This is a genomic window from Mycobacterium sp. GA-1285 (assembly GCF_001499905.1).
In the GTDB taxonomy this organism is placed as follows: Bacteria; Actinomycetota; Actinomycetes; order Mycobacteriales; family Mycobacteriaceae; genus Mycobacterium.
The window spans coordinates 127,045-137,781 of the sequence record NZ_LQIS01000008.1 but is presented as its reverse complement, the minus strand read 5'-3'; the positions used below and the strand labels follow the sequence as shown (position 1 = coordinate 137,781).

Genomic DNA, 10,737 nt, shown 5'->3' with positions numbered 1-10,737 from the left:
TCTGGACCAAAACCGCCGACCAAATCCTAGCCAGCATCGGCAACTACTGCTCACAAATTAATGACTCAGGACACTAGGACTCCCGGTACACCTTCACGGCTTCGACGATCATCGGAACCTGCAGCGGCAGGCGCGCGATCGCGACCAACCGCATCGGCAGCGGTTTGGCCGGGTCCTTCAACCACAGTCGGACCATGTTGACGTTGGCCGGAAACACCGCGAGAAACAGTGCCACCGCGGCCAACGCGCCGAAACGTCGCGTCCTCGGCGCCAGCAGAAGTCCCGCCACCCCGAGCTCGGCGACGCCCGAGACGTAGGTGTAAAGCCGCGGACTGCCGGGCAACTCGGCGGGAATGATGCCATCGAACGGCTTCGGCGCCACGAAGTGCAACGTGCCGATACCCAGCAGTCCGGCCGCCATCCGATAGGCGCGCGACGGGCTGGCGACTTGCTGCAGTTCGGGCGGGGGAGGGGTCATGATTACATTGTGGCGTGCACACCCCTGCGGGACCGGTAACGGGTCCTCGTGGCAAAAGGTAGGTTGCGGCGCCGGCTCGCCGCGATCGAGCAGGACCTGACCACACAGCCCGACTCGCGGCTCGTCGACATCCTGCGGATCCCCGAACCGTTCGTAAGCCCGACACAGCGGATCATCCGCCGCGTCATCTACGCGACGCTGGCCCTGCTCGCGGCCGTGTTCATCGTGTACTTCGACCGCGACGGCTACCGCGACGTCCAGGACAACCGGCTGTCGTTCCTGGACTGCCTGTACTACGCGACGGTGTCGCTGTCGACGACTGGCTACGGCGACATCACCCCGTTCACCCCCGAGGCCCGATTGATCAACGTCCTGGTGATCACCCCGCTGCGCGTCGCCTTCCTGATCGTGCTGATCGGCACCACGGTCGAGACACTGACCAGCCAGTCGCGCGCGGCATTGAAGATCCAGCGATGGAGGAGCAGAGTGCGCAACCACACCGTCGTCATCGGCTACGGCACCAAGGGCAGGACGGCGGTCGCCGCGATGGTCGGCGACGAGGTCGCTCCCGCCGACATCGTCGTCGTCGACGAGAACGCCGGCGCGCTGGAACGCGCCCGCAGCGCTGGGCTGGTCACCGTCCACGGCGACGCCACCAAGGCCGACATCCTGCGCCTGGCCAGCGCCCAGCACGCGAAGTCGATCATCGTCGCCACCGACGACGACGCCAGCGCCGTGCTGGTCACCCTGACCGCGCGCGAGCTGGCGCCCAACGCCAAGATCATCGCGGCGGCCCGCGAGTCGGACAACCAGCACTTGCTGCGACAGTCGGGCGCCGACTCCACCGTGGTGTCGTCGGAGACCGCGGGCCGACTGCTCGGCATCGCCACCCAGACCCCCAGCGTCGTGCAGATCATGGAGGACCTGCTGACCCCCGATGCCGGCTTCGCGATCGCCGAGCGGGAGGTGACACCCAAAGAGGTGGGCGGATCGCCACGCCACCTGCACGACATCGTTCTCGGCGTGGTCCGTGGGGGAGAGTTGCTGCGCGTCGACTCGCCGGAGGTGGACAGGGTCGAGTCCGGTGATCGGCTGCTCTACATCCGCAACGCGGACGCCGAGTAGTCCTCGCGTGATCGCCCGACGATGACGTCGTTTCGCCTGCGCAACGTGCCGCTGCTGTCCCGGGTCGGCGCCGACCGCGCCGATGCCCTGCGCACCGACATCGACGCCGCTCTGGCCGGGTGGCCCGACGCGCTGGTGCTGCGGGTCGACCGGCGCAACCAGGTGTTGATCGCCGACGGCAGCGTCGTGCTCGGCGGCGCCGACAAGCTGGGCGATCGGCCGCCGGAAAACGCGGTCTTCCTCGGAAGACTCAACGACGGCCGGCACGTCTGGGCGATTCGCGGTGCCCTCGAGGGACCGGAGGACCCCCACACCGAAACCGAGGTGCTCGACCTGCGCCGAGCCGGTCAGGTGTTCGACGACGTCAGCGCGCAACTGGTCGCGACCGCGACCGCGCTGCTCAACTGGCACGACAGCGCGCGGTTCAGCACGGTCGACGGTTCACCGACCAAGCCCATCAGGGGCGGGTGGGCGCGGATCAACCCCGTCAACGGCCACGAGGAGTTCCCCCGCATCGACCCGGCGGTCATCTGCCTGGTGCACGACGGGCGCGACCGCGCGGTACTGGCCCGCCAGACGGTGTGGCCACAGCGGCTGTTCTCGATCCTGGCCGGCTTCGTCGAGGCCGGTGAGTCGTTCGAGACCTGCGTGGTCCGCGAGATCGCCGAGGAGATCGGGCTGACCGTCACCGACGTGACCTATCTGGGCAGTCAGCCCTGGCCGTTCCCGCGGTCGCTGATGGTCGGGTTCCACGCCATCGGCGACCCCGAGCAGGAGTTCTCGTTCAACGACGGCGAAATCGCCGAGGCCGCCTGGTTCACCCGAGCCGAGATCCGCGAGGCCCTCGACCACGGCGACTGGAGTAGCGACTCGCCGTCACGGCTGCTACTTCCGGGATCGATCTCGATCGCGCGGGAGATCATCGAGTCCTGGGCCGCGCTGGACTGACTTGTGTGCGTTTTGTTGCGCTCACCGCAACAGGACGCACAAATCGCGCTAGCCGGTAAGCTTGGCCTTGACCTCGCGCGCGGTCGGATTCGTCAACGTCGAACCGTCGGGCAGCTTCAGCGTCGGCACGGTCTGGTTGCCCCCGTTGGCCGAGGCGACGAACTGCGCAGCGGCGGGATCCTTTTCGATGTCGACCTCGGTGAACTCGATGCCCTCGGCCTGCAGCGCCTTCTTCAGACGCACGCAGTAGCCACACCAGGTGGTGGTGTACATGATCACGGGAGTCTGTGCTGCGCTCATAAGGCGTTCAACGTATCGGATGGACCGAACATGCCCGACGCCGTACCGGTCATTTGTCACCGGCCCCTGCCAAGATAGACCGCATGTCGGTAGAGGTCGCTTCTGTGGGCAGCCGCCCGAACGCCGTCGACGACCTCGACGACGAGCAGCGCGAGGCGGTGCTCGCCCCGCGCGGGCCGGTGTGCGTGCTCGCCGGCGCGGGCACCGGTAAGACCCGCACGATCACGCGGCGCATCGCGCACCTGGTCGCGGCCGGTCACGTCGCGCCCGGTCAGGTTCTCGCGGTCACCTTCACCCAGCGCGCGGCCGGTGAGATGCGCGCCCGGTTGCGCGCGCTCGACGCGGCGTTCGGCGGAGTCGGCACAGGCTCGGTGCAGGCGATGACCTTTCACGCCGCCGCCCGCCGCCAGCTGTCGTACTTCTGGCCCCGGGTGGTCGGCAACACCACCTGGGAACTGCTCGACACCAAATTCGCGGTGGTGGCCCAGGCCGCCAACCGGATCCGGCTGCCGACCAGCACCGACGACGTCCGCGACCTCGCCGGCGAGATCGAGTGGGCAAAGGCGTCGCTGATCAGTCCCGAGGACTATCCCGCCGCGGTCGCACAGGTCGGTCGCGACATCCCGTTCGACGCGGCGAAGGTGGCGGCCGTCTACGCCGGCTACGAGGCACTCAAGGCCCGCCGCGACGGGACCACGATGCTCGACTTCGACGACCTGCTGCTGCACACCGCCGCGGCGATCGAGAACGACGCCGCGGTGGGGCAGGAGTTTCGCGACCGCTACCGCTGCTTCGTCGTCGACGAATACCAGGACGTGACGCCCCTGCAGCAGCGGGTGCTCGACGCCTGGCTCGGGGAGCGCGACGACCTCACCGTCGTCGGCGACGCCAACCAGACCATCTACTCCTTCACCGGCGCCACGCCCCGCTACCTGCTCGACTTTTCCCGGCGCTTCCCCGACGCGGCGGTGGTCCGCCTGGAACGCGACTACCGCTCGACCCCGCAGGTGGTGTCGCTGGCCAACCGGGTCATCGCCGGTGCGCGCGGCCGGATGGCGGGCAGCAAGCTGCACCTGGTCGGGCAGCGCGATCCCGGCCCCGCGCCCAGGTTCGCCGAATACCCCGACGAGGTCGCCGAGGCCAAGGCGGTGGCCAAGAACATCAAATGGCTTCTCGAATCCGGCACCGAACCGGCCGAGATCGCGGTGCTCTACCGCATCAACGCCCAATCGGAGGTCTACGAGGAGGCGCTCACCGAAGCCGGCGTCCCGTTCCAGGTGCGCGGCGGCGAGGGCTTCTTCAGCCGCCAGGAGATCCGCCAGGCGCTGGTGGCGTTGCAGCGCGCGGCCGAACGCAGTGCCGAACCGGACGCCGACCGACCTCTGCCCGAGGTGGTGCGCGCGGTGCTGGAGCCGCTCGGGCTCACCGCCGAGCCGCCGCCGGGCATCAAGGCCAGGGAACGGTGGGAAGCCCTGACATCGCTGGCCGAACTCGTCGACGAGGAGGTCGCGCTGCGTCCCACCCTCGATCTGCGCGCGCTGCTCGTCGAACTGCGCCAGCGCGCCGACGCGCGCCACCCTCCGGTCGTGCAGGGCGTCACGCTGGCCTCGTTGCACGCGGCTAAGGGACTGGAGTGGGACGCGGTGTTTCTGGTCGGCCTGGCCGACGGCACGCTTCCCATCTCGCACGCCCTCGCGCACGGTCCCGACAGCGAAGCGGTCGAAGAGGAGCGTCGGCTGCTCTACGTCGGAATCACCAGGGCGCGTGTGCATTTGGCGCTCAGCTGGGCTCTCGCCCGGGCGCCCGGGGGGCGACAGAGCCGCAAACCGTCACGGTTCCTCAACGGCATCGCGCCGCAGTCGTCGACCACCGGCGATACCTCGACCAGGTCCCGCCGTCCGCGCGGCGCCACCCCCCGCTGTCGCGTATGCAACAGCGTGTTGACCGCACCGGCGGCAATCATGTTGCGCCGCTGTGAAACCTGCCCGTCGGACATCGACGAGCAACTGCTCGGCGACCTCAAGGACTGGCGGTCACGCACCTCCAAGGAGATGAGCGTGCCCGCGTATGTGGTGTTCACCGACAACACGCTGATCGCGATCGCCGAGACGCTGCCCGCCGACGACGCCGCGCTGGTCGCGATACCGGGAATCGGGGCACGCAAGCTCGAGCAGTACGGCGCCGACGTGCTCGCCATGGTGAAAGCCCGGGGCCCGCTAGACCGCCGACCCCACGGCCAAACGTCGTAAAGATCGCGCCAAACCCGCTGGTCAAAAAATCGATTGTCAGCCGCGGCTGCTACGCTTAGCCTCGAATCCACACCGTCTGGGTGTCTTTTGTGCGAAATGCGAAAGGAGGGGCCGACATCATGGGTAGCAATAGCGCGTTCACCGGCGTAGCCGTTGCCGGCATGACGCGGACCATCCATGTCGCCGCCACCGCGGCGCATCCCGCGTTCGCCGCCGCGCACGCCGCCGGTGCCGCCGCTGCCATCACCCCGCAGCGCAAGCGCCGCGCCGCCGCCACGACTGTGTCGTCCGTCGATCGGGGCACCACCTAGGTAAGCCCACGATTTCGCCGAAAAGGCCACGGACCCGCAGTCGGATCCGTGGCCTTGGTCTTTTGGACACCACTCCAACGCCCTGGTCCGGATCCAGCCGAAGAGTTACGAAACCCACGACCAGGGAAGGACTGGACATGTCACTCGGGACATGCCGAGAGAAGACGAAGCTGGCGGTGCCGTGTCACCGGGGTGATCCCGATCTGTGGTTCGCCGAGAACCCCGTCGAACTCGAACGCGCCAAGGCGTTGTGCGCGCAGTGCCCGATCCGGCGTGAGTGCCTGGCCGCGGCGCTGGAACGGCAAGAGCCGTGGGGTGTTTGGGGCGGCGAGATCCTCGAACGGGGCACCGTCATCGCGCGCAAGCGCCCACGTGGCCGGCCGCGCAAGAACAGCGTCGGGAACCCGGCAGCCGCTTAGACGGCTGCCGGTTCTTCCCGAACGGATCTGCCCCGGCGGTCAGGCGGCTTCGTCGGCGAAACCCGGAATCAGTTCGGTGGCAAGCCTTCTCGCCGGAACATGCGCATCGAGTTGGCACGCGATCGCGACGTTGGACGCAATCACCCGCATCGGGATGGCGAGCTTGGCCGGAATGTCCATCTGGCGGGCGGCCTTGATCTGGCCGGCGGCGCGCTCGGGCCGCATGTTCGCGGTGGTGATCCGCTGCAGCCACTTGCGGTTGTAGTGGAAGATTTCGACCTCAAGCGGTTCGACGTATTGACGCATCATCTCGTCCATCTCGCGCTTGGACACCTGCTCACCCTTCTGGATGAAGCCGATCTTCTGCATCGTGGTGAGCAGGTTGTCGTAGTCGTCGTCGAGCGCATACCGTGTGGCCAAACCGATCTCGACCGGAATTCCGCCCGGCATCGGGGCGACCGCGCCGAAGTCGATGACACCCATCTTGTCATCGGGTAGCAGCATGAAGTTGCCGGGATGGGTGTCCCCGTGCATCATCTCGAGCCGACGCGGGGCGTCGTAGGTCAGCTCGAAAAGCCTGGTGCCCATCAGGTCTCGTTGTTCCTGGCTGCCTTCCCGGATGATCACCGACATCGGCACGCCCTCGATCCACTCTTGGATCACGACCTTGGGAGCGCTGGCCACGATACGGGGAACGACGAATCGCGGATGGCCTTCGTAGGCCTTGGCGAAGGCGCGCTGGTTGTCGGCCTCCAGTCGGTAGTCGAGCTCCATCTCGGTGCGCTCGATGAGCTCGGCGACCACGCTGTCGACGTCGGCGCCGGGGGACAGTTGCTTGAGCACCCCCACCATGCGCTGCATCGTCTTCAGGTCGGCGCGCAGCGCCTCGTCGGCCCCGGGATACTGGATCTTGACCGCGACCTGCCGGCCGTCCGACCACACCGCCTTGTGGACCTGGCCGATGCTGGCCGACGCCACGGGCTTGTCGTCGAACGACGTGAACCGCTCCCGCCACTTCGTACCCAACTGCGCGTCCAGGACCCGGTGCACCCTGGCGGCGGGCAACGGCGGGGCTTCCCGCTGGAGCTTGGTCAGCGCCTCGCGGTACGGCTTGCCGTACTGCTCGGGGATCGCCGCCTCCATGACCGACAGCGCCTGCCCCACCTTCATCGCACCGCCTTTGAGCTCACCGAGCACGGTGAAAAGCTGTTGGGCGGCTTTGTCCATGAGCTCGGCGTTGACCTCGTCTTTCGACTTTCCGGTCAGCCGTTTGCCGAAGCCCAGGGCGGCCCGGCCGGCCATCCCGACGGGCAAGCTCGCGAGCTTGGCGTTGCGCGCAGCCCGGCCCCGCTTGATCTCACTCACCAGACCATCATCCACGACGCGGCTGAAGGCAGCGCAACGACTTGCCAACGACCGATGTCAACATGGGCAGCGCGGATGCCGCGACCACCGCCGCGCCACCACCGCACCGACGTTGACGTCGAACTCCAACGTGGTGTCCAGCGTCGGCGGCGGTTCGGGGGCACCGTCGACGTCGGCGCTGCCACCCACCGCGCGAAGGACCCGGTCGACCTGGTTGAGCGCCAGCGCCGCGGTGGCCAGCACGGTGGCCCGGTCGGCGTTGCCGACGGTGTGGCGCAGTTGGGCCGCGACAGCGGGCCACGCCGCGTCCCGGTCGCTGCGATGCAGGTCCGCGCACGCCAAACAGCTCGTCACACCCGGGAGAACCAGCGGACCGACGAGGCCGACACCGTCGCGCACGCGCACCGGCAGGTGGGCGACACCGGTCGCGTGCAGTTCGCGGACCATCCGCGGGTCGGCCACCAGGTAATCAGCGAGAACCACGAGGTCGGTCGGCTCCGACGGCGCACCGGTGTCGGTCCGGGTGCTCTGGCTCAGGCGCGCGCCCGAACAGCGCAGCGCTGCGGCAAGCAGATCCGACAACGGTCCGCGCCCGTGGATGCGCACCGCAGCGGCACGGCCACGCCGGCGCGTGGCGGCAGTGACCACACCGGCGTCGACCAAGGACATCAGCAGGTTTTCGACGAGCGCGGCGTCGGGGGCCAGCGCCGTCAGGTCGGCCACCCGTGCGCCGGACTGCAGGCGGCGCAGCATCTTGGCCAGCGTCGCCGCGCGCAGCCCCGACGGCGGACGGATCACGACCGCGCGCCGCGGGTCCCAACCCACCTGCACAGCCCCGTCCGGCCGCATCAGCACCGGCGTCGCGGCGCTCAACGCGTAGCGCGTCATCGATCGAGCGTGCCACGCCGCGCGCCGGTCACCCGGAGTTATCCACAGGGTGCGCCGTCACCAATGGCCCGGATCGCTACCGATCGTCGTCGTCCGGGTTCTGGATGTCCTTCTCGAGATCGGCGATCGCCTCCTCGATGGCGCTGTCGATTCCGCTGGTGTCGCCGCCGATCATCCGGTCGATGAATCCGGCCGGTTCGTCGAGATCGCTTGCAACGGGCAGCAGGTCGGGGTGTTGCCAGACCGCGTCCCGGCGGTCGGCGCCGACGGCCTCGGTCAGCCGCTCCCACAGCGCCGCGGCCTCGCGCATCTTGCGCGGACGCAGTTCGAGTCCGACCAGGGTCGCGAACGTCTGCTCGGCCGGCCCGCCGGTGGCGCGGCGCCTGCGCAGCATCTCCGCCAGCGCCGAGGTGCCGGGAATGCGGTCGCCCAGCGCGTCGGAGACGACGGTCTGCACCCAACCCTCGATCAGCGCGAGCAGCGTTTCCAGCCGCTCGAGCGCCGCGGTCTGCTCCGGCGTCGCCTTGGGTTCGAAGATGCCCTGGTTGAGCAGCTGCTCCATCTGAGCCGGGTCGGTCAGCGCAGCGGGGTTGAGGCCCGACGCCAGTTCCTCGATGCCGCTCATGTCGATCTTCATCCCGCGCGCGAACGCCTCGACCGCGTTGAGCAGCTGGCTGGCCAGCCAGGGCACATGGCTGAACAGGCGGTGGTGCGCGGCCTCTCGGGCCGCCAGAAAGGTGAGGATCTCGCTACGCGGTTGCTCGAGGCCCTCCGACAGCGACTCGACCGCCTCGGGCATCAGCGCGGCCACGCCCTTGGGGCCCAACGGCAGCCCGATGTCGGTGGAGGTCAACACTTCTCGCGATAGTTTGCCCAGTGCCTGACCGAGCTGCGAGCCGAACGCCATCCCGCCCATCTGCGTCATCATCGACAGCAGCGGACCGGCCATGGTGCGCGCCTCCTCCGGCAGCGCCGACACCCACACCGCCGAAATCTGTTCGGCGACCGGGTCACACAGCCGCTTCCACGTGTCCAGGGTGTTGTCGATCCAGTCCGTGGGGGTCCAGGCGACACTCCTGCTGGTTCCCGCCGGAAGTGGCGTCACGCCGTCCAACCAGGTCTCGGCCAGGTGCACAGCGTCGACGATCGCCGCGGCCGTCCCCTCGGGGATGGGGGCGACGAAACCGATCTGGCTCGACGCCAACTGGCGGGCCAAGTCGTAGTTCACGGGGCCGGACTGCTTTCCGCCTGCCATCGCGCTGCCCGCGCCGCTGAACATCTCCCCGAGCTTGCTGAAGATCTGCCCCAGCTGAGACATGTCGAACTCGGAGCCTCCTTGAAAGCCCATGCCGAACGGATCGCCGGGCCCCTCTGATCCGGACTCGGGGTCTTTCTTGCGCTTGTCGCCCTCGGGGTCGTCCCCGGCGGAGAAGCCGAAAGGCACGTCAGCCATGACCTCAACGGTACTCACCAGGACGGGACCGGGTGGGCGGGCGCCTCTCGCCCACAGCGAACCGAGCCCGGACCGCCGTGTTTCTACGTGACGACCGTGCGACGGACGTCGTGGGCACGGTCGCTCGCGGGGCAACCTTTAGATTGGGCGGCGTGAACAGGCGGACTTTGACGTTGCTCGTCGCGCTCGTGCCGATTCTGGTGTTCGGCGTGCTGGTGTCGATGGTGACGGTGCCGTACGTCTCGCTGGGTCCGGGGCCGACGTTCAACACGCTCGGCGAGTTCGATGGTAAGCCGGTCGTCCAGATCGAGGGGACCGATGTCTATCCGACGTCGGGACACCTGAACATGACGACGGTCTCGCAGCGCGATCAGCTCAAGCTGGGTGAGGCGATGGCGCTGTGGCTGTCGGGTCGCCAGCAACTGGTGCCCCGCGATCTGGTCTACCCGCCGGACAAGACCCGCGAAGAGGTCGACGAGGCCAACACCACCGATTTCCGCAACTCCGAACGCAGCGCCGAGTACGCCGCACTGCACTATCTGGAATTCCCGATGGCGGTAACGGTGGAAAACGTCAACGACCCGGGCCCGTCGGCGGGCAAGCTGCGCGACGGTGACGCGATCGACGCGGTCAACGGCAGGCCGGTGACGAAACTCGAGGAGTTTCAGGCCCTCTTGAAGGACACCAAACCGGGCGACACCGTGACGCTGGACTTCCGTCGCAAGGACGCGCCATCCGGCGTCGCGACCATCACACTGGGTGAGCACCCCGATCGCGACCAGGGGTTCCTCGGCATCGGCGTGCTCGACGCGCCGTGGGCTCCCTTCTCGATCGACTTCAACCTCGAAAAGATCGGTGGCCCGTCGGCGGGTTTGATGTTCTCGCTGGCGGTGGTCGACAAGCTGACCGCCGGCGACCTCAACGACGGGCAGTTCGTCGCGGGTAGCGGCACCATCAGCGGCGACGGCGAGGTCGGCTCGATCGGTGGCATCACGCACAAGATGCTGAGCGCGCGCGAGGCGGGCGCGACGATCTTCCTGGTTCCTGCCGACAACTGTGGGGAAGCCAAGACCGCGCCGCAGGACGGTCTGGAACTGGTCAAGGTCGGCACCCTCTCCCAAGCCGTCGACGCCTTGAAGACCTTGTCCGCCGGTGGCGAACGCCCGCATTGCTAGGTCGCCGGCCAAAAGCAGTTGCGTAG

11 protein-coding genes are annotated in these 10,737 nt (G+C 68.3%); 6 read left to right on the top strand and 5 right to left on the bottom strand.

Features of this window, described 5'->3' with window-relative positions; translation table 11 throughout:
• Positions 1 to 73: 73 nt before the first annotated feature.
• Positions 74 to 478, bottom strand: a complete 405-nt coding sequence (locus AU193_RS06950; RefSeq protein WP_064421620.1) for a hypothetical protein — start codon at positions 476 to 478, stop codon at positions 74 to 76.
• A 48-nt stretch (positions 479 to 526) separates the two neighbouring features.
• Here AU193_RS06950 and AU193_RS06945 point away from each other — a divergent pair, with 48 nt between their 5' ends.
• Positions 527 to 1,603 carry a TrkA family potassium uptake protein gene (locus AU193_RS06945; RefSeq protein ID WP_064421619.1) on the top strand — a complete coding sequence of 359 codons (1,077 nt, stop codon included), beginning with the start codon at positions 527 to 529 and terminating at the stop codon, positions 1,601 to 1,603.
• 21 nt (positions 1,604 to 1,624) lie between these two features.
• The gene (nudC, locus tag AU193_RS06940) at positions 1,625 to 2,551 is read left to right on the top strand and encodes an NAD(+) diphosphatase (protein ID WP_064421618.1); all 927 of its coding nucleotides are present in this window, start codon (positions 1,625 to 1,627) and stop codon (positions 2,549 to 2,551) included.
• Between the two features lie 48 nt (positions 2,552 to 2,599).
• Here the strand turns inward: nudC and AU193_RS06935 are convergent, their stop codons facing one another.
• Positions 2,600 to 2,851, bottom strand: a complete 252-nt coding sequence (locus AU193_RS06935; RefSeq protein WP_064421617.1) for a mycoredoxin — start codon at positions 2,849 to 2,851, stop codon at positions 2,600 to 2,602.
• An 83-nt stretch (positions 2,852 to 2,934) separates the two neighbouring features.
• Between AU193_RS06935 and AU193_RS06930 the strand changes: the two genes are divergently transcribed.
• From AU193_RS06930 to AU193_RS06920, 3 genes are all read left to right on the top strand, one after another.
• A complete protein-coding gene (locus tag AU193_RS06930) occupies positions 2,935 to 5,100 on the top strand; it encodes an ATP-dependent DNA helicase UvrD2 (protein ID WP_064421616.1) in 2,166 nt (721 codons plus the stop codon).
• Positions 5,101 to 5,219: 119 nt separating this feature from the next.
• Positions 5,220 to 5,411: a hypothetical protein gene (locus tag AU193_RS06925; RefSeq protein WP_064421615.1), complete on the top strand. Its 192-nt coding sequence runs from the start codon at positions 5,220 to 5,222 to the stop codon at positions 5,409 to 5,411.
• A 137-nt stretch (positions 5,412 to 5,548) separates the two neighbouring features.
• Complete coding sequence (locus AU193_RS06920) at positions 5,549 to 5,830, top strand: WhiB family transcriptional regulator (RefSeq protein WP_064421614.1); 282 nt, start codon at positions 5,549 to 5,551, stop codon at positions 5,828 to 5,830.
• 39 nt (positions 5,831 to 5,869) lie between these two features.
• Here AU193_RS06920 and AU193_RS06915 read toward each other — a convergent pair whose 3' ends face one another.
• From AU193_RS06915 to AU193_RS06905, 3 genes are all read right to left on the bottom strand, one after another.
• A complete protein-coding gene (locus tag AU193_RS06915) occupies positions 5,870 to 7,210 on the bottom strand; it encodes an AarF/ABC1/UbiB kinase family protein (protein WP_064421613.1) in 1,341 nt (446 codons plus the stop codon).
• 42 nt (positions 7,211 to 7,252) lie between these two features.
• Positions 7,253 to 8,083, bottom strand: a complete 831-nt coding sequence (locus AU193_RS06910) for a hypothetical protein (RefSeq protein WP_064421612.1) — start codon at positions 8,081 to 8,083, stop codon at positions 7,253 to 7,255.
• Between the two features lie 76 nt (positions 8,084 to 8,159).
• On the bottom strand, positions 8,160 to 9,554 hold the full coding sequence (locus AU193_RS06905) for a zinc-dependent metalloprotease (protein ID WP_371259154.1): 1,395 nt from the start codon (positions 9,552 to 9,554) through the stop codon (positions 8,160 to 8,162).
• Between the two features lie 134 nt (positions 9,555 to 9,688).
• On the opposite strand from AU193_RS06905, the gene AU193_RS06900 reads away from it, so the two are divergent.
• Positions 9,689 to 10,711 (top strand): PDZ domain-containing protein, encoded by a 1,023-nt coding sequence (locus tag AU193_RS06900; RefSeq protein ID WP_064421610.1) that lies wholly within the window; start codon positions 9,689 to 9,691, stop codon positions 10,709 to 10,711.
• Positions 10,712 to 10,737: the final 26 nt, after the last annotated feature.

What these genes read in the sequence shown, in the direction of transcription:
- AU193_RS06950 (WP_064421620.1), bottom strand. Translation starts at nt 478, where the DNA reads ATGACCCCTCCCCCGCCCGAACTGCAGCAAGTCGCCAGCCCGTCGCGC.
- nudC (WP_064421618.1), top strand. Translation starts at nt 1,625, where the DNA reads ATGACGTCGTTTCGCCTGCGCAACGTGCCGCTGCTGTCCCGGGTCGGC.
- AU193_RS06935 (WP_064421617.1), bottom strand. Translation starts at nt 2,851, where the DNA reads ATGAGCGCAGCACAGACTCCCGTGATCATGTACACCACCACCTGGTGT.
- AU193_RS06930 (WP_064421616.1), top strand. Translation starts at nt 2,935, where the DNA reads ATGTCGGTAGAGGTCGCTTCTGTGGGCAGCCGCCCGAACGCCGTCGAC.
- AU193_RS06925 (WP_064421615.1), top strand. Translation starts at nt 5,220, where the DNA reads ATGGGTAGCAATAGCGCGTTCACCGGCGTAGCCGTTGCCGGCATGACG.
- AU193_RS06920 (WP_064421614.1), top strand. Translation starts at nt 5,549, where the DNA reads ATGTCACTCGGGACATGCCGAGAGAAGACGAAGCTGGCGGTGCCGTGT.
- AU193_RS06910 (WP_064421612.1), bottom strand. Translation starts at nt 8,083, where the DNA reads ATGACGCGCTACGCGTTGAGCGCCGCGACGCCGGTGCTGATGCGGCCG.